The sequence below is a fragment of the Sphingobacterium sp. UBA3549 genome (assembly GCF_002376635.1).
GTDB lineage: Bacteria > Bacteroidota > Bacteroidia > Sphingobacteriales > Sphingobacteriaceae > Sphingobacterium.
The window spans coordinates 24,413-44,508 of sequence record NZ_DFOE01000011.1 but is presented as its reverse complement, the minus strand read 5'-3'; the positions used below and the strand labels follow the sequence as shown (position 1 = coordinate 44,508).

Below are 20,096 nucleotides of genomic sequence, written 5' to 3'. Positions count from 1 at the left end.
CTGGATCGGTGAACTTTCCTATCCAACAGTATTATTCTTTAACCTGAAATTGAACAAGGGATTGGAATTCGTTCGTTTTGGGTTAGCTAAGTTGAGATTAGACCACCGATGCATTACCTAGATGCATGGAAGAACAGAACAAGTCCGAATAACGTTATAGTAGCTAAATAGACCTTGTCTATTAAATTGGCAGAGCAGTTCCCTTAAAAAGGCTATAAAACACATAAGCAGATTAATGTCCGATACGCGCTGACCGAGATCGAAGCGAAAAATCTTACTCCTAATGTTTAATAGAGATAAAATAGCGACTAATTTATAGAGAAAAGTTAAATAATAAAATGTGAAGTTCGGTTCAACTCAATATTTCTATAACTTATATACCTTATAAGACAATCTCAATTTAAATAGCTATATTGGTAAAGGTGAAATACCTATAAATCTAAATTTATCATTGGTTCTAATCGAGTTTTATGAAAAAACATGTCTTTTGCTTTTCATTACTTTTATTTACATCCCTATTTTTATTTGCACAATCAAATCCAACTAAAAAGGGGTTTCTTTCCTTCGATAATGCCATAATAATCTCGTCTGATAACATATCACCTAACCCACCCAAAATGGGATGGTATAGCAATAGTCCGCGGGTTATAGTCGATGATAAAACACGATACGATAACAATCAGCCCTCATTATTGATTTCTTCTACTAAGGAAAAGGACATCGATGCATTCTTTCATTTTTCTAACAGAGACATAGTCGGGAAAAAGGTCGTTTTCCATGGTAAATACAAATATGAGCAGGCTCAAGACGCACAAGTCTCTTTTTCGATTGCATTAAACACATTTTCACGGTCTATCATGACAGAGAATACGACTGTAGGATGTAATGGTGATAAAGAGTGGAATAGCTTTTCGATAGAAATGCCACTAGATCGGACCGAGCATTTTTATTTCCATATCATCAGTTCCGGAAATATCAAATTGTGGATAAGTGATTGTCAGGTGGAAGTAGACGGACAGTCCTTCGACATTTTGGAAAATCCAACAGCAGAAGCAGATAAAGATTTTGATTTTATAGAATCGTCTAATATTACTTTAGGCAGTTCCCCTACCCCTCAGCTGCTAGAAAATTTAGAAATATTGGGCAAGGTCTGGGGTTTTCTAAAATATTTTCATCCGCAGGTTGTGATCGGAAAATATAACTGGGATTTTGAACTTTTTAGAGTATTGCCCGAAATTGCAAATGCAAAAAATAGAGAAGAAAGAAATTGGCTTCTTGGCAAGTGGATCGATAAATATGGTGATATAATAGAGACAGAGAACTATTCGATCAATGACTCTGCTCAATATCATCGTTTTGCTTCGCTCAATTGGTTAGAAGATCCGAAACTTTTTGACAGGGAGCTATCTGCCAAACTTTTAAAAATAAAGAATGCGAAACGAAATAGTGTTTTTAACTATTATATGGTACCCTTAGCCTGGAAAGAGGAAGTAGAGTTTACCAGAGATAAGCCTTATAACACAATCAGCTGGCAAGATCAGGGTTATCGTATCCTTACGCTATATCGTCTTTGGAATGCTATTGAATATTGCTTTCCCTATACCAGCTACACAGACAATAAATGGAGCTTATTATTAGGAAAATATCTGCCCGAATTTGTCGTGACGCCATCAGAAGGTGTACTCGACCGTTCAATAAAAGAACTTGCTGCTGAAATTAATGATTCGCACGGTGAAGTCATTTCGGGCAAACCAGTACCTCCTATGCGAGGGCTTCCCATGTCTTTAACCCAAACCTCTGATGGAAAACTTGCGGTGTCCTCTACCCGGCTGATGGAGATAGATCGGGGTGCTGAAATTTTAGCCGTTAATGATAAACCCGTGTCAGAGATTATTGAGATCTATCGTCCGATAATACCCGCATCCAATGAAAAAGCGCTTATCCGGAATGTGACACACAAACTTTTTCTCACACCGGCCGAAAAGATAAAAGTGTATTTTAAATATAATGGTAAAGAACATACCGAGCAGGTTCCGACACAAACTTTTACAAGAAATGAGCACATTGAAATTAAAAAACCTCAGGAGTATAGCTTAAAGAAAAAAGATATCCTCTATATGAACTTAGGTGAGATTGGAGCAGAAGCAATGGAAAAAATGCTGAAAAATAAACCGGATGCGAAAGGGCTTATTCTCGACTTACGTAAGTACCCGCAGGGATATACGAAAGATATATTAGAGAAATATCTTTATCCTGAACCTACGGAGTATATGTGGTTTTCTATGAATGCTAAAAAATATCCGGGCAACTTTTTTCTCGATATACGGGGCAATGTAGGCCTAACAAAAAACAGGGATTATTTCAAAGGAAAAATTGCAATTTTGGTGAGTGAGACCACACAGAGTCTCGGAGAATTATCGGCCATCGCCTACCGTGTTGCTCCAAAGAGCGCAATCATCGGGACACAATCTGCAGGGGCTAACGGACATATTGGGTATCTCTTTTTGCCGCGGGGAATACGATTCGTATATACGATGGCCGGTGCATTTTATCCAAATTGGAAACCTAATCAACGGGTAGGTGTAACGATAGACATTCCTGTCAAACAAACGGTAGAGGATGTGAAAGATGGCGAAGATATGTGGATCAGGAATGCAATAGAATATATTGAGAGTAACTGAGATAGGTAAATTCCAAAAATAAAGACTGTAACCGGTGCTGTGACAGCAGAATAATTTATTCACTTTTATAAAACTATTTAAATAGTGCGGGTTATCCATTGAAAATGCAGCACCGACCACTAATATGTGATATATATTAACCATGGGTGGTACGTTGTACTATATAAATGGGTCAATTATTTTTTTTAAGTACCTACCTGCATATATTTCTGCTTCTCATTTCTTTTTTTCTTTAGGAAAGAATAAACGCTGTCATTTTTGATGTCCCACATATTTTAAATTGTCAAAAAAACGTTCTATCAGACGCCTATCTTTGGTAACTATTTCCACTGTCCCCTTACTTTCAAATTTAAATTCCAATTGTGTACCGTAATTAGTTCGTAGACCGCCCGGAAAACTTAAGGTCACCAAATAGCTGTCCATCACCTTATCGCCGTTAGGCAGTGGACTGGAAACAAGAGAGATGTTTGCCACCACTCCTTTGATATAACCATATTCCATATATGGATAATCCGCTAATTTAACTATAGCTACCTGTCCGAGTTTTACTTTTCCTGCACCGGATATCGGCAAGAGTACCTGTCCCAGAACATCTGTATTATGTGGCACAATGGAAAATAGCGGCTCGCCTGCCTGAACAAATTGATTCTGATTCCAGAATTTCAAAAATTGAACTTTACCTTGTAACGGTGTACGAATGAGATAGTATTTCTCCCACAAGTTTATCTTATCAATCAGATTATTATAACTGGTAACCGCTTCCAGATCAAATTGAAGTTCTTTCTCACTTTTGACAATTCTATTTTGTTGGATAGAGTTTTCAGTATTGCTGATTTGCTCCCGAACTGCCCCTGTGTTACGTAAGGAACTTTTAAACTGATCTTCTGAGCCAATATTGCTTGCTATGGATTGTTCAAACTCTGCCTGGCTGATAACTTTCCTTGCCAATAGAATGGAATCCCGTTCCAAAAATTTTCTTGTTATCTTCATATTCGCATTACTCAGATTTTCTTTGTCTCCAAGTATGCGTAGAGCCTGCTGCTGCTCATCTAGAATTTTAGCAAGTGAGGCGGCCTGTTTATCGTATAATCTGTTCCTTTGATAATCGGCAAGCTGCTTTACACTACCCAAAAAAGAGGAGTATGGTATGGTCAGATCTCCCAGATTTATATTCCGGGGAAGTTTATTATATAATGCATATGCGTCAATTAATGGCAGGCTCAGGTTTTTGATCGCATGTTTTATACTATCGATCAAAAACGGATCCGCAGGGTTATCTATCCAGGCGAGTAACTGACCATTACCGACGGTATCTTGTGACCGGATTCCATTGAGCCGAAGTTTCCCATTTTGTTCAGCTATCAGTTTTAAGGGAGCCTGTTGTGCTGAAATTGTTACCTCACCTGTCACGATATCAGGATACTTCACAACGTAACCAAAGAACAGCAATAGACCAACTATTCCACACACGACGTAGGTGATATACTTCGCAAAAGTATTTGGCATCCGTTCAATAATATCGCGCACTTCTTCTGTACGCTCATCAAAAATATTTTTGAGTTCCTGTTTTTCTCCCGTCCCTGGATTTACGTCTTTTAGCTCCATATCAGTTTGACAATATCTTAACTTCCGACTGACTTTCTACCAATTGATAATACCGTCCCTGTTTTTGCATTAACCCATTATGATTACCAACTTCTACGACCTGTCCGTCACGCATGACTACGATTTGATCTGCTTTTCGAATAGTACTTAACCGGTGGGCCACTACGATCACAGTCTTACCATAAAAAACCTCATCCAATGCAGCCGTTATTTTCTGCTCATTGATGGTATCTAAAGAGTTGGTCGCTTCATCAAAAAAGAGTATATCAGGATTCTTATATAATGCGCGGGCAATAAGGACGCGCTGTTTTTGCCCACCGCTGAGCCCCCTTCCGTTTTCGCCCATTTTTGTTTGGTATCCCAAAGGCAACTGCTCTATTTCGTAGCCAATATTGGCCGCTGAAACAGCATTTCTTAATCTTTCATTATTCGGTTTTTCATCATCAAGGATAATATTATTTAGGATTGTATCATTAAATATTTTACCATCCTGCATTACTGCGCCACATTTATTGCGCCACTGCCTTAGTCCTATATTATTAATATTCATTCCTCCGATCAATATCTCACCGTAACTTGGCCTATAAAGGCGAAGCAATAGTTTTAGCAAAGTAGACTTTCCGCTGCCGCTATCACCGACAATGGCGGTAACTTTTCCTTCTGGTATTGTTAGATGAATATTTTTCAGTATCAAAGGAGAGGCATGTGTGTACTGGAAAGAAATATTTTTTAAAATAATATCCTTATTTCCAGCAAGATCCATATCATTGTTCCCTGTATCTTCGTCTTCATTTTTAAGTAGCTGGACTTCATTTAGACGCTGAAAAGAAATCTGGGCAAACTGGAACGAAACCATAAAAGAAATCAATTGCTGCACAGGCCCATTCAGCATTCCGATAATAAATTGCGTTGAGATCATTACCCCGAAGGTGATCTCCCCAGCAATAACTGCTTTTGCACAAAAGAAGGTAATTAAGAGATTTTTTACAGAATCAATAAAACTTGCACCTAAATTCTGTATATTGTTGATACCTAGCATACGAAGATTTACTTTAAAGAGCCTTGCCTGAATGGCTTCCCATTTCCATCTTTTTGCCTGTTCATAGTTATTGATTTTTATATCTTGTATACCGGATATTGTTTCTACCCAATAACTTTGGTTTTTGGCTGTTAATTCGAAATAATCCCAGTCCATCCTGCGACGTAATTTTAGGAATGCCATTACCCAGCAGATATAAAGGGTACTTCCAATTAAGAAAATATAGAAGATGGTCGTATTGTAAATTGACAGAATAATGCCAAAAATAAGAAAGGTTAATGTTGAAAATATTAAGTTAAGCGAATTGTTCATGATAAAACTACGTATCCTTTCATGGTCATTTGCACGTTGAAGTATATCACCCAACATCTTGTTTTCAAAGAATGCGACTGGGAGTTTCATCAGTTTTATGAGATAATCGGAGATCAGTGCTATATTGATCCTGGAAGAGAGATGCTGCAAGATCCAATCTCTGACCGCAGAACTTAAGGTAATACTTACGATCAGGGCGAGATTTGCCACAAGTACTATATTAATGAAACTTACATCCTGAGTCTGTATTCCGACGTCAATTACAGCCTTCGATATAAATGGTAAAAGAGCCTGCATGCCCGTGATCAGAAGCATCACTATGCCCAAGTAGGTAAAACTTTTTTTGTAAGGTGAAAAATAGCCAAGTACATTTTCCAGGTGTTTTTCGCGTTCTGCTTTTTCACCTGCCTGGCGTTGCTTGAAATCTGCCTGAGGCTCAAGGGCAAGGATAATACCTGATGTTTTATTTTCATCCAGCCTGATCCATCTTTCGGAAAACTCCTCTTTCTTGTAGCAGATATAACCCTTGGCCGGATCTGCTACATACAATTCCACGTCTCCATTCCGCTTTTCTCTTATTTTATATATTACGACAAAATGGGAGTTCTCCCAATGAATGATAACCGGTAACGGAATCTTTTCAATAAGATCTTCCATACTAGAATGTGCCGCTAACGTACGCAATCCGATATGTTCCGCTGCAAATGAAATTCCCGCTAAAGAAACCCCCTCACGTGTATTGCCACAAAGATCCCTCAGGTATTGAAGTGAATAGTATTTTCCATAATACTTCGCCACCATCTTCAGGCAGGCCGGACCACAGTCCATCATATCCAATTGCCGGTCTAAAGGAAATGATTTCATTTTTGTGATATTCATATATTCAAAAACTAATCTTTCATAAGTTAATAACTAACTGGTATCTTCTGTCCGTTCTTGAACTACTGGCTATCGGTTTACTACCCTGATTAATCAATAGGCAAAGTACAAGATTTTAATTCAGAACTATTTTAATCCGGTACGAGGATAAAAAACTTATGGTATTTGATCGATTTCATTTTTAATTTTGGTAAGGGCCGATGCGATGATCTGATGCATGTCATAATATTTATATTCGGCTAACCTTCCCCCAAAGATTACATTTTTATCCGCTCTTGACTTTTCCTGATACTTTTTATATAATCGGTTGTTATTCTCGTCATTTATAGGGTAATAGGGCTCACTCCCTTTTTCATACGTTTTAGGAAATTCATGTGTAATAACAGTTGAGGGTACATTTGAATACTCAAAATGCTTATGCTCAATAATCCGGGTATATGGAACATTGATATCTGTATAGTTTACAACCGATGTTCCCTGATAATTGTCACAGTCTAGAATACTATGCCGAAACTCAAGGCTCCTATAGTCCAGATGGCCGAATTCAAAGTTATAAAATGCATCAATAGCCCCAGTATAGATTATTTTTTTCGCCTGGGAAATTAAACCAGCTCTTTCTTTAAAGAAGTCTGTCGACAGTTTAAGATCAACATTTGCCAAGAGCTTCTCAAAAAGAAGATTGTATCCTCCAATGGGTATTCCCTGATATATATCTCCAAAGTAATCATTATTAAACGTAAATCTTAACGGGATTCTTTTGAGAATTGATGACGGAAGATCCGTTGCCGGTCTGCCCCATTGTTTCATCGTATAGCCTTTTATTAATTTTTCGTATATATCTGTTCCGACTGTTTCCAGTGCATGCTCCTCTAGATTCCTGATTTTAGCAATAGGCTGTATTTTCTGGGATGTTATAATAGCACGCGCATCGTCAGGCGTTATGATATTCCATAGTTTTGAAAATGTATTCATATTAAACGGAAGATTGTAAACCTCATCCTTATAATTTGCAATCACTGAATGCCTGTAATTGTTAAATGAGACAAATCTGCTGACGTATTTCCACACCTTTTCATCATTGGTATGGAAAATATGGGCACCGTATTTGTGTACATTGATATCATTTATTTTTTCACAATACATGTTCCCCCCGATATGGTCACGCTTTTCGATCACTAAACAACGAAAGCCTCTCTCTTGCAGTTCATAAGCACATACGGCTCCAAATAATCCTGCTCCTATTATTAAGTAGTCATAATTATAGCCTAAATTCATTCCGATAGATTCCTTGATTTATTGCTATTTTCGAGTAGACTTAATCCTATTCCGGCAAGTCCATCTATAAGCGACATATTTTCATTCGTTATTTTTCCCTGTTTTTCTTTTATAAGATCATATATGCCTGCTGGGATTGGGCTTCTTGCCTTTATATCAAAAATGGTGGCGTAAAAACTTTCTGTCATGAAGATGTATTCATCCGAATAATTTTCTGTTCTGGAGCCAACAAGATCTGTAAGTTTGGGTAAATAGACCTTTGCCATATTTTCAAATGCGTAGAATATAATCCTGAAATCATAATGTAGAAATTCTATGTCGGCACGGAATATTTCATCATCTATTTTTTTTAATAGACCGAGTATCCTTTTGCTATATTCTTTATTCGTGATCAGTGCAAATAAGAAATATAGCATAGCACCGGTTTCTTTTTGGGGGAAATCTATAAATGTACCGAAGTTTTCAAAAAAACTGAGTGACTTATCAATCATAATGGAGTCCGGGCTACGGATGTTTTCCGAAGTACATAAAAAATATACCCCCAGCCAGGCCAGCTCACTGCTATCAGCGATACTTTTTACTATTTTTGGCCTAACATTTAACAATAACTTTTTTGAGTCCTCCACAATGGAGATGAGGTCATCATCTACAAACTTGTGTTTAATCAAATAAGATATCCCTATGCCTATTTCTAGCCAGTCAAATATGGTGGATTTCTTTGTCTTGAAAGAAATAAAAGATTCCCTGATTATGTTGTCCGCTATATTTGCATAATGTACATGTTGGCTTGATTCAGAAAACTTATAAAAAAGAGCTGCCACACCAAGTTTTCCCCGCATAAAACTCAGCGTCGGTAAATTTTGATAATACAGTAATAACGTATTGGCGATTGCATACAACTCTTCCTGGTAATTGCTGTTATTTTTCATTTTCTTGAGAATCGATTATAGTACCAAAAAATTCTACCAGTCCAGGTAGATGAAAGTCAAAAGTAAAATGCTCTCTTTTCGATTTTATATTTTCTGTTAGCTGTTTCAAGTGTGTTGAATCTGTTAGCTGTTTTGCTAAATCAGACGGTGTGTTAAAAAATATCCCAAACTGATATTTTTTAACAATTGATTGCATTGCAACGATATGATTTCTGTTGTCTTTCTGGATAACAGGAAGTCCGGCCGCCGCTAGAACAGACAGTCTTGCGGGTATGTTTAAATCGTCCCAACCGACCAGATCAAGTTCCCCATTGTTAGCACTGTCGAAACAATGGAGCCAGCCTGCATCATATTGTGATAGTTCTGCCACCCATTCTGAATTTTTACAATGTTTGTGGATGTGGAAATGGTTAGGCAGCATCTTTTTCAGGTTACGGATGAAATCCTGATGCCTTTCATGATAGCTTTCGGTATACAGATGGATATGGATATTATGTTCAGACAGAAATTTGAGGTCATTTGGATGCATGCCGATCATTCTGCCGACAACCACGGTATGGATCCCGTCCCGTAAAGATGACAGTTTAGGAGAAAATTGTTCGGAAAAAAAATCCTTGTGCGGTAGATCTCCGTCCAGAATAAAACTTTGGGAATTATTGATTGTACCCTCTGACATAAATTGTTCAAACCATTTCTTACATTCTTCGTTAATGTAAATCTTACCCTGCGCATTGGTGTACAGATACATCAGCTTTTTCCAGTTTCCCTGCGCCATACAGACCTGAGGACTTTCCTTAAAATGCCAGGCAAAGGGGATCTCCGGAAAATTCCGCATTACCTCATAGGCTAGATCAACGGCACAGAAATTCAACAGTCCGTAAATTATATCCGGCTTTATTCTTCTTATTTCATTTTGATAATTAGGATAATCGATGTATTCGACATTTCCAAAAGGAATCGGGCCTATATTGATATGCGGATAGGGTGGCCTTTCAATCCATAACCCATAAAGTTGATGACCGGCTGTTTCAAAAGAAGCAATACGTTCCGGATTATAGCCGAGCTCTCCAACAATAAGAATCTTTAAAAATTCTTGTTTCTTAAGAACCGGTTTGTCAATAAAATTTTCATAAATCACTTCCTCATCTACAAATTTGTAATCCGAAACTTTTATTTTTAGCGGTGTTTTTACTTTATAATAATTTCTGTAATAGTTGAGGTTCCCTCCGTATTTCTCAGCCATTATTTTATGTCTCTGATGTGGATGCGAAGACCAGTAACAGGTGATATTTTGTGTGGGGTAAAAAGCCCCTTTTGTGGTCAGTGCCTGCCAGAACGTATAATACAGATTTTCCGAAACCCATTCAGCACGTTCTACCCATAAATCTTGCGTTTTTCGGTGTGCTACCTGCACGAGTTGAAGACAGTAATTATTCCGGGTCGTTTTCGTTTCAACATCGGGGGTGGAATTCAACGAATCATTTGAGGCATACTTCATGCCGCTGAACGCCAGTACAATATCTTCGGATTGCTCCAGGCTACCAAAGAGCGTTGAAAGGTGATTCTTGTAATAGTAGTCATCAGAGGGCAGATAGGCGATATAATCATGGGAGGCCAAAGCTGTAGCTTTGTTGATACAGTAGCCGATGCCCATATTTTGTTCATTTTTAATATAGGTAATCTGATGCCCGTACTCGATTAATAACTCCGATATATATTGATCCGTATTATCTGTTGATCCATCATTTATAATAATTAATTCCCATTGCGTATAAGTTTGCTGAAATAGGCTTCGAATAGCGCGAAGGATAAAACTATCCTGGTTATAAGTGGGCATAATTACTGAAAATCCCGCCATAAATTTAAGGTTATCGTTTTTTATAATTAAATCATTTCAATCTAAGATTGCATAGTAATCAAAGATTTGTAGGTTGCTGGACTTAAGTTTTTTAGTTCAATAACTTCCAGTCGTTTAGGCCAGTTTGAGCTTGATATCCAACGGCAATAAATTTAATCTTAATATATTTTCATACTTTCCGGCTATTGTTTTTAATTGATTAGCACATAATTACACTGTTCAAGAATGTTTATTGGCAAAAACAGTAATTTAGCTCTTATAATTAGAGTATGCTTTTAAATATAAAGAATATTTTCTATCTTTATACTATTGACTAAAATAACTTTTTATATTCCGTTACCTTCATATTTAATTTCAGCTGTCATTATTGTCTTTTATTGAACATTATTGGGAATCATGTGTTCTTAATAGAAATATGCGATCATGTTATATTATTGTTGTCAGTGATCTTAAAACTATTTTTTTTATTGACTGATCATCCAATTGTTCGAAATATGTTGTTATGAAACTATTACTAGCTTTATTCTAAGTTTTGAAAAAAAATAATTATAGATCACAATAGATTATAAATTAACTACTTATATATGGCGCGGGCAGTTGATATAGCACAGGTTTTAACACAAGCAAGATGTCAATAATTTTGAAAGGCATTCGTAAAATAGATTATCACATATATTTAAATAGAAACAAATGAAAAGGTTAAAATTGAATTTGGATCAATTAGGCCAGGAGCTGGAAACTTTGGAGCTTAAATATTTAAACGGGATCAAGGGAGGATCCGGGGAGTACGGTGGCTATGATTCCTGGGGAGATCTTTGGAATGCAATGCAAAATGGATACATTCCGCCAGAAGGTACTTATACTCCTGGCGGATATGGGGGTTATGGCGACTGGGGAGATTTTGGTGGGTATGGCGGCTATAATAATCCAATAGATCTTCCGGAAGTGGGTGTAATCGGTTATGGCGGCTATAATAATGGCTATTGGGATCCCTGGGGCAGCTACGGTTATGACAATGGCTGGGCTAATTATGGCGGTTATTACTTCTATGGATATGGCCTTTACTATGGTTATGACAACTATGGAGGTTATTACGGGGGCTATTATGGAGGCTACTATGGTTCCTCCGGCGGAGGAAGTGGAAGTGGTGGCGGAAGCAGTAGCGGTACTGAAGGACCGGGTAGTGGCGATCCCTGGAAAAGAGATAGTAATAATAATTTAATCATTACAACAACTGATAATAAAGCATCCGTAGATTATAGGGGAGCAACTGATTCAAGATTTGACAAAGTAATGCTGTTTTTCGACCAAGTAATCATTCAAGACGAATCCGGAAATCCAATTCTTGCTTATAAAGTAACAATGTATAAAGATGAGGCAGGCAATTTAAATTTTGATATTCCTGAAAAATACAAATCGAACTGTCACGGCTGGAGTATGGATTTAGATTTATGGATTTTTGATCCAAAGGATGCAGCTGCAGGGCCAAATGACACAGTGCATGAAGATATACCCTTTCAGAATATGATGAATAATAATTACGAATCTAATGCATCTGACGCAACAATAATTTCTTTTTACACAGGTAATCAATTAAGTCATTCAATTCGGAGAGATCCAGATACCGGCGAGATATGGAGTAAAACAGACAACGCTGCCGTAGAGCATTATCAAAGCTTAGACGATTTTTACAGTAAAAACGGCAACCTAGCAAAATATGGTAGTTCAGAAAAGAAATATTATAATCCCTATTAGAAGAAAGCAATACTTTTTGAAATAAGAATAAATGATGGAAAGAACACTAAGAATAACACTGTTTTGTGTATTTGCTCTGGTTAGCCAACTAACTTATGGGCAAAAGGTATTTAGAAGTCATTCCAGCGATCAAAAAATTGCGGATATCTTTCATCAATATCCCAACTTAGATTCAGTCGCTATTATATTTACTCACGATCAACCATTTTTATTATATTTAGATGAGGCTCCCGCTGAGGGCAGCATAAACCTAGATAATAGCAGTAGATTGAGGAGGATGCGTTCTTTTTATATGTTAGGTTTTGAGAGTGATCAATTTTTTTTAAAACGTCATTATCAGGAGCTGTATGAGTTCATATTCCAAAAGAGATTGATCTCCAAGATCAATAAAGATAAAGACAAGGAGTATCTGCAAATATCACTGACACGAGAGGGAGCTTTTTTTAGAGCTTTGGATGGTCCGGCGTCTCCTGGAGCTCATTTTAACAAAAGAAGAAAGCAGGTATTTTTTGACCTTTTAAATACTAATCTCTCAGCAATAAAAACACCTGTTGTTGACTCTTTATTAATCATACAAGCAATCGTAGAAACGGATGGCTGGTTGTTAGAGCCCCATGAGATACTTTATGGCACTACCGGACCATTATATGATTATTTTTTTAAGATATATACCGACTTTTTTGAGTCAAAAGAGAAGTACCTATTTACCTACGGTCTTTTTATGCCTAAAATAGAGGGAGGTACTCCAAGAAGAGGTCTGATTGATATCTATATTCGTCTGAATCCGGACAACACAATTACAATGTCGGCAGTGGGAGATTACAGGAAGCTAATGATCAAAAATTATAAAAAAGATCCAAATAATCCTGTTTTTGAATATTAACTTGATTATAAAAAAATCTGATTTAAATAACTCACTGTAAATTTAATCAATATAATATAGAGGTCATAAAATGTTTTGGCTAATTATATACGCAATACATATGACAATTAAATAGAAATATAGATGCTAAAAGCCAATGAAAGTATAAGAATTTACAAAGTAGCATCTATATTGGATCCTTCTTAAAAGAGATTTAATATAATGTCTAAAGTTATTAGATAGACTTTTACTGTTATTTTCTTAATTTTTATGGTTAGTTGCAATCAGACACAGCTGAACAGCCCATTGTGGAACGCAGAAAAAACTCGTATCCTGTGACGAAAGCATGGTCAATCTTTCTTGTGTCTATATCCTGCGACCTGTATTCTTTTTCCAGGTACCCGCCAACATGGGAAAAAGAGGTTTTATACCCTTTTAGCGTATTGGGCTTAAACCCGTTACCCAAAAGCGCTTCCATCTGGTTGTTGTGTTCCCTAAAAACATCTAAGAAATTTTTGAGTTTGATATCCTTTCCCTGAAATCTAAGTTTAAGGGACTCCGCTGTGATTTCTTCTCCTGCCGCTACCATAGCAGTATGGATCGCGCTTACTTTAGTTACGAGTGTATCAAAGTAACTGTTCAAGGTCTTTACAGTTTCTGTTGTACCCTTTGCGCGGTTGGCTTTAGAATTCCATTTCGATGGATCGCGTTCACGTCCCGTGCAAGTTTCTTTTAGCATACCTCTGGTAGTAATCCGCATGTAGATTGGCTTGGGTCCACTAACATAATTTTTTGGTTTCTTCAGATAGAAGAGCAAGGAATAATTTGTACTCATGACAACATCATTTAAGTGAAACAAACCCTGTACCGACTTTCGGGACAGGCTCTGCATCGCCATTGAAAAAATAATGAAAGCAGATGCAAATGTAGCCTTGCAACTAAAACGGATCAAGATGTTCTATTTTTAAACATATTGATTTTCAATCAATTAATCCATTATCAGTGAGTAAGTATACTGGAAAAATGACTCACTGAATGACTCACTTTTTTCTTGAGAATTCGTGTAAGTTTTGTAGATACTGAAAAACAAAAAAGCCTGCAAACGTTTAATTTGCAGGCTTTTGTATGTGTTGACTTTTAGATCTGTAGCCCGTAGGGGAATCGAACCCCTGTTTCAAGAATGAAAATCTTGCGTCCTAACCCCTAGACGAACGGGCCTTTTAAGCAACTCCAACCACATTGTTGTTTTTGGAGTTGCAAATATAGACCTTAAAATCAGTATTCCAAAAAAAAAATTAAATATTTTTTAAATAAGGTCGAAACCGATATCTCTTCGGAAGTATTTTCCTTCAAAATAGATCCTGCCCGCATCTGCTGTAGCCTGTTGAAGGGCTTCAAACAGCGTATCTTGCAATGTGGTCACGGCAATGACACGTCCACCTGCAGTAACGATCTTGCCCTCTACTTCCTTCGTACCTGCTTGAAATACGATGGATTCTTTGACATTTTCAATATTGGTGATCTCTTTTCCAGATTCATAATCTCCGGGGTAACCGCCGGCAACCAACATCACTGTCACGGCTGTTTGAGGCGATACGGTATAAGAGCGTTGATCCAAATTGCCTTGAGCAACACCTTCCAATAAATCCAACAGATCCGATTCAATACGTGGCAATACGGATTCAGTTTCCGGATCCCCCATACGAACATTATATTCGATCACATAAGGTTCACCCGCCACATTCATCAGCCCAATGAAGATAAACCCTTTATAAGGAATACCATCCTTTTTAAGTCCCTCTACTGTTGGTCTGATAATGCGCTCTTCAACTTTATTCAAAAAAGTCTCATCCGCGAAAGGAACAGGAGATATCGACCCCATGCCTCCAGTGTTTAGACCTGTATCGCCTTCCCCAATACGTTTATAATCTTTTGCAGAAGGAAGCACTTTATACGAATTGCCATCTGTCAAAACAAAAACTGACAATTCAATTCCTTTTAAAAATTCTTCAACAACCACAACCCGGCTCGCTTCCCCAAATTTAGAATCTGCAATCATCGCCTTTAACTCAGCTTGAGCATCCTCTAGGGTCTCGCAAATCAGTACCCCTTTACCTGCAGCCAGACCATCCGCCTTCAGCACAATAGGTAATTTTTGCGTTTCAAGATACGCCAGCCCTTCGTCCAAGGATGTCGCATCAAAGGACCTCGAAGCTGCTGTAGGTACACCATGGCGATCCATAAACTGCTTTGAAAAATCTTTTGAGCCTTCCAGCTGAGCACCCTCCTGTTGCGGTCCTATAACGGGGATATGCTTTAAGTCTTCCCGGTTTAAGAAGTAATCATGAATACCTTTAACCAAGGGCTCCTCCGGACCTACCAGCACCATGTGCACATTATTTTCCAGAACGAAGGTAGCAAGAGCTGCAAAGTCAGTAACCTTAATATTTACATTCTGACCATACGCCCCCGTTCCTGCATTGCCTGGAGCAATAAACAATTGATCTAAACGTGGACTTTTCGACAATTTATAGGCAAAGGCCGATTCACGACCTCCTGAACCGATTATTAGGATATTCATAACACAAAGATATTTTTTTTATGCTAATTTAAGGTATCAGTTGATTTTAAATGGGACTAATATTTAATTTATAAATTGATTAAAGGAAAAATATTTTCTAATTTTCATGAAACATTAGTCATATGTATCCTAAATTACTGCTTTTAATAAATTTCCTGTTATTCGCTTTATTGGCACCGGCTCAGGTCGACCACACGCTACAAAAGCTAGAAACCTACCACGAACAACACGTGAAGGAAAAAATCTATCTCAATGTGGATAAAAATGACTATTCGGCAGGAGAAACGATCTGGTTCAAATTATACTGCACCACAGCTCCTTTTAACTATTTGAGCAATATCAGTAAAATAGCCAATGTGGAATTGATCTCCCCCACAAATAAAATTATTAAAAGCATCAAAATCCCGGTCACAATCGGCCTCGGCATAGGAGATCTCAACTTGCCGGATACACTGGAAGAAGGCTCCTATCGAATTAGATCATTCACCAGATGGATGCAAAATGACTCGACAGCTAATTTCTATGAGCGTGTCATTCCTGTCACAAATGGCCGATCGGATAATGTAATGACGAAAAGTAGCCTCATTAAAAACGGAACTGAAAACATCTTCCAGATCAATCTCAAAACCATCCAAGGAGCGCCCCTAATCAACAACAACATTAGTTATACCCTACAACAAAATAATAACAAAGAAAAATCTGGGCGATTAAAATCAAATGAAAATGGCACCATAGCACTGGAATTGAAAGATGACTTTAAGGGAGGAACGCTATCATTACAATTCCTTTCTCTAGACAAAAGACGTGTGTTAAAAAGTTTTATTATCCCTGACCCAAACAGCCAAAATAGCCTACAGATTTTCCCCGAGAGTGGTGATTTCGTCAATAACATCTTATGCAAAACAGGCTTCAAAACTCTCACACCTACAGGCTTAGGAAAAAAGGCAAAAATAACCGTAAAGGAGGAAAATCAAACTTCCATTGCCGAATTTGAAACCAATTCATTAGGAATGGGAAGTACCCCCCTTCTGCTGCAGACAGGGAAAAAATACATAGCAACAGCATTTTTTGAAGACGGATCTTCAACGAGCACTTCATTGCCCGCTGTATTGAACTCGGGTTATGTGCTAACGGTAAATTCAGCACTGAAGGATAAGATTGCTGCCCAGTTCTCCGCGACTGATGATTTAGTCAATGGCCAAGAAATTTATTTAGTCGCGCAATATAATGGTCTTGTCTTCCATGCTGCCAAACAAAAATTCAATGCAGCAGAGGTCTTATTTAATATTCCGAAGAAAAATCTTCCCTCCGGTGTATTACAATTGACCATTTTGACCGCGCAAATGGCGCCCCTCGCAGAAAGACTTGTATTTAATTACAATACCGAGTCAACTTTACTGCCTGTTTCAATAGCACTCAATAAATCCAGCTTCACAATCCGTGATAAGGTAATCGCAAACCTCAATGTTCACTACGGCGACCGTGACACGTCAAAAGTTGCCGCACTCTCGGCTTCGGTTGTCAACCTGAGTAAGGTGGATTCTACGACAGACCGCTATTATTCGTCTATTGTCTCTGAACTTTTGCTGAAAGCTGATCTTCGCGGCTTTATCGAACGCCCCAATTATTACTTCGAGGATTTAACCAATATAAAAATTAACGATTTGGACAATCTCATGTTGATCCAAGGCTGGCGTAAATTGGATTGGAAAAGCTATGAAAATACCCTGGCCGCATCGTTTCTTCCAGAAAAAGGGCTTACGGTATCTGGAACCGTCAAGAAAACGGCGCGTAAGGCTGTTGTACCTAACGCTAAAGTAACCATTATACCCACAAGCAACATGTTGCTAAGTTTAGATACACTGACCGATAGTAATGGTCGATTTGCTTTTGACGAGCTATTCTTTGCTGATAGTGTCAAGTTTATTGTAACAGGCGATGGTCCCAAAGAGAAAAAAAGAGTGGATATTATCATCGACGAACCGCTTAACCCTTCACTAAATAAAAGTAAAGATCAACCCCTGTTGATTAATGACATCAATACCAATCTGCTTACACAACTAAAAAATAGTCAACAATTTCTTGGCGAATTGGAAGCAGCGGGCATTATCCAGAAGAGCATTCGATTGGAAGAGGTTCAGGTCAATAGGGTAAGAACAACTAAAGCGGACAAGAACTCCAGAAACCTGAATGGTCCGGGAAACGCCGATCAAGTCATATCCGCCGAAGATCTTTCCGCGTGTACAACACTGGAACAATGCCTTGCTGGACGATTAGTTGGTGTTATGTTTCGAAATGGTGTTCCGTATAGCACGAGGTCCATGGGATTAAATGGTGGGAACCCGATGCAAATTGTCCTTGATGGCATGTATATTGAAGCTGATCAAATTAATATGATTAATGTGGCAGATATTGCAAGTATAGAAGTGCTTCGTAGTATCGGCAATACGGCCATATATGGCATGTATGGCGGCAATGGCGTGATTGTGATAACAAGCAAATCGGGTGATGCGCTTTCTTCATCGTATACCCCTACAGGAATCGTCACAATTGTACCCAAGGGATTACATGTAAACCGAACTTTTTTTAAACCTCAATACGATGTGACAAACAAAAATGAACTGCGACGTGATCTAAGAACGACAATCGCCTGGGAACCCAATCTGATTACTTCCAAAGATGGAAAAACACAGTTTGAATTTTTCACATCGGATGAACCGGGGAACTATAAAATAATTGTGGAAGGAATAAGCATGGATGGAAAAATTGCGCACTTCGAATATTTGATAGAGGTAAAACCACAATAGCAGCGCAAACAAATCGTTATCATTAAAACAAGAATATGCAACATATTAAGACCACAATAGACGATCATATTTTAAGTATTTTCCTCGACAGAGGAAAGTCTAACGCCATCGACACGCAACTACTGAAGGAACTGATCGATACATTGGAAGCATCCCAACAAAATGAAGCTATCTATGGCACCATATTGATTGGAAAGGAAAACTTCTTCAGCGCAGGACTCGATCTTATCACTTTATTCCAATATGATGAAGAACAAATTAGGGAGTTCTGGAATTTATTCCTAGAAGCGACATCTCTTTTAGCTGCCTTTCCAAAACCGCTCGTTGCTGCAATATCAGGCCACAGCCCTGCTGGAGGGTGCGTACTCGCCCTTTGCTGCGATTACCGGATTATGGCCGAAGGTAATTTTGTAATTGGCCTCAATGAAATTCCTGTCGGGCTCATCGTCCCCGAAAGTATATTTGAGCTATATGCTTTTTGGATCGGAAAAAGGACTGCGTATCAGAACTTGCTCGAAGGGAAATTGCTTTCTCCCGTAGAAGCCAAAAATCAGGGCCTTGTAGACGATATTGTTCCGTCAAATATACTCTTCAATACAGCAACAAAAAAAATAAAACAGATCACACAGTTCAACCAAAAAACCTGGACAACATCGAAACTGAACTTCCGAAAGGAAATAATCCTTAAATTGCGCGAGAATAGAGAAGAGACAATCCAGCGTATTCTCGAACAGTGGTGGCTTCCGTCAACACGCTCTATTTTAAAGTCAATCATTGAAAACTTGACTTCAAAGAAGTAATTTAAAACAAAATCATCATGAGAAATGTCTTTTTCTTTATTCTTATTTGTCTCACAGCAGCAACTATCTCCTGTAGAAATAACAAAAAAGAAGATAAAGCTGTAAAAATCATTCAGGATTCAATTCCTGTGGATACGATACAAAAACGCGATACTCTTGAAAAAGAAGTAAAGAAACAGAACTCAGAAACATTGGAAGAAGTGCTCGAGAAACTTGCAAAGGCTTATTCAGAACAAGATAGCAAAACAATAAATTCGTATATACATCCCAAACTGGGGATTTACATTATCTATCGCCCAGGCGCACTAGACTCTTATGTACATCAAAACAGTTTCAATTTTTCTAAACCCGTACCGGAATACCATGCTTATGAAAAGTTAATATACAAGGGACCATTGAAGTCAGGAAAACTACCTATTTTTGATTGTGGTACGATGAAGTGGGACAAACTCGGATTCTATTATGATAGAAAATCTCGACCTAATGAATTGTCCCAAACGGCAAAGTTCATGAATGAAATTCTTGATGCCAAAATAAATAATACTGAAATGCAGCGACTAAGAAATTTAGAATCCAAAAGTTATAGAGCCATAATGACCTCTAATGAGCACGAAGAACCATTTGTTTTTCATGTGACAAAAGAAGGAGAAAAATGGTTTATTACAGTGATAGACCGCGCCTATGCCGGTTGCGATGCATAATACTTTGTACAT

13 protein-coding genes and 1 tRNA gene are annotated in these 20,096 nt (G+C 38.0%); 6 read left to right on the top strand and 8 right to left on the bottom strand.

The annotated features are described in order from the left end of the window. Positions 1–617: 617 nt before the first annotated feature. Entirely contained in the window at positions 618–2,681 is a 2,064-nt protein-coding gene (locus B2W36_RS06635; RefSeq protein ID WP_293886971.1) for a S41 family peptidase, read from the top strand. 252 nt (positions 2,682–2,933) lie between these two features. Here the strand turns inward: B2W36_RS06635 and B2W36_RS06630 are convergent, their stop codons facing one another. The 5 genes from B2W36_RS06630 to B2W36_RS06610 form a co-directional block, all read right to left on the bottom strand. Further along, complete coding sequence (locus tag B2W36_RS06630; RefSeq protein WP_293886969.1) at positions 2,934–4,286, bottom strand: HlyD family efflux transporter periplasmic adaptor subunit; 1,353 nt, start codon at positions 4,284–4,286, stop codon at positions 2,934–2,936. A gap of 1 nt (position 4,287) precedes the next feature. After that, the gene (locus tag B2W36_RS06625) at positions 4,288–6,516 is read right to left on the bottom strand and encodes a peptidase domain-containing ABC transporter (protein ID WP_293886967.1); all 2,229 of its coding nucleotides are present in this window, start codon (positions 6,514–6,516) and stop codon (positions 4,288–4,290) included. Positions 6,517–6,672: 156 nt separating this feature from the next. Beyond that, positions 6,673–7,791, bottom strand: coding sequence for a UDP-galactopyranose mutase (glf, locus tag B2W36_RS06620; protein ID WP_293886965.1), 1,119 nt, complete (start codon positions 7,789–7,791; stop codon positions 6,673–6,675). Continuing rightward, positions 7,788–8,720, bottom strand: coding sequence for a hypothetical protein (locus B2W36_RS06615; protein WP_293886963.1), 933 nt, complete (start codon positions 8,718–8,720; stop codon positions 7,788–7,790). Before B2W36_RS06615 ends, glf begins: the two co-directional genes overlap by 4 nt. After that, entirely contained in the window at positions 8,710–10,578 is a 1,869-nt protein-coding gene (locus tag B2W36_RS06610) for a glycosyltransferase family 2 protein (protein ID WP_293886962.1), read from the bottom strand. The genes B2W36_RS06615 and B2W36_RS06610 overlap by 11 nt, the downstream gene beginning before the upstream one ends. 690 nt (positions 10,579–11,268) lie before the next feature. Between B2W36_RS06610 and B2W36_RS06605 the strand changes: the two genes are divergently transcribed. Then, positions 11,269–12,333, top strand: a complete 1,065-nt coding sequence (locus B2W36_RS06605) for a hypothetical protein (protein ID WP_293886960.1) — start codon at positions 11,269–11,271, stop codon at positions 12,331–12,333. Between the two features lie 31 nt (positions 12,334–12,364). After that, a complete protein-coding gene (locus tag B2W36_RS06600) occupies positions 12,365–13,216 on the top strand; it encodes a hypothetical protein (RefSeq protein WP_293886958.1) in 852 nt (283 codons plus the stop codon). A 253-nt stretch (positions 13,217–13,469) separates the two neighbouring features. Here the strand turns inward: B2W36_RS06600 and B2W36_RS06595 are convergent, their stop codons facing one another. From B2W36_RS06595 to purD, 3 genes are all read right to left on the bottom strand, one after another. Then, positions 13,470–14,030 carry a phage integrase SAM-like domain-containing protein gene (locus tag B2W36_RS06595; protein WP_293886957.1) on the bottom strand — a complete coding sequence of 187 codons (561 nt, stop codon included), beginning with the start codon at positions 14,028–14,030 and terminating at the stop codon, positions 13,470–13,472. A 311-nt stretch (positions 14,031–14,341) separates the two neighbouring features. Then, positions 14,342–14,413, bottom strand: a tRNA-Glu gene (locus B2W36_RS06590). An 88-nt stretch (positions 14,414–14,501) separates the two neighbouring features. After that, complete coding sequence (gene purD / locus B2W36_RS06585) at positions 14,502–15,776, bottom strand: phosphoribosylamine--glycine ligase (protein ID WP_293886956.1); 1,275 nt, start codon at positions 15,774–15,776, stop codon at positions 14,502–14,504. Positions 15,777–15,898: 122 nt separating this feature from the next. Here purD and B2W36_RS06580 point away from each other — a divergent pair, with 122 nt between their 5' ends. The 3 genes from B2W36_RS06580 to B2W36_RS06570 are packed head-to-tail and all read left to right on the top strand — an operon-like array spanning position 15,899 to position 20,084. Beyond that, positions 15,899–18,583 (top strand): carboxypeptidase-like regulatory domain-containing protein, encoded by a 2,685-nt coding sequence (locus B2W36_RS06580; RefSeq protein WP_293886954.1) that lies wholly within the window; start codon positions 15,899–15,901, stop codon positions 18,581–18,583. Positions 18,584–18,618: 35 nt separating this feature from the next. Beyond that, positions 18,619–19,383 carry an enoyl-CoA hydratase/isomerase family protein gene (locus tag B2W36_RS06575; RefSeq protein ID WP_293880113.1) on the top strand — a complete coding sequence of 255 codons (765 nt, stop codon included), beginning with the start codon at positions 18,619–18,621 and terminating at the stop codon, positions 19,381–19,383. Between the two features lie 17 nt (positions 19,384–19,400). Then, entirely contained in the window at positions 19,401–20,084 is a 684-nt protein-coding gene (locus B2W36_RS06570) for a hypothetical protein (RefSeq protein WP_293886952.1), read from the top strand. Positions 20,085–20,096: the final 12 nt, after the last annotated feature.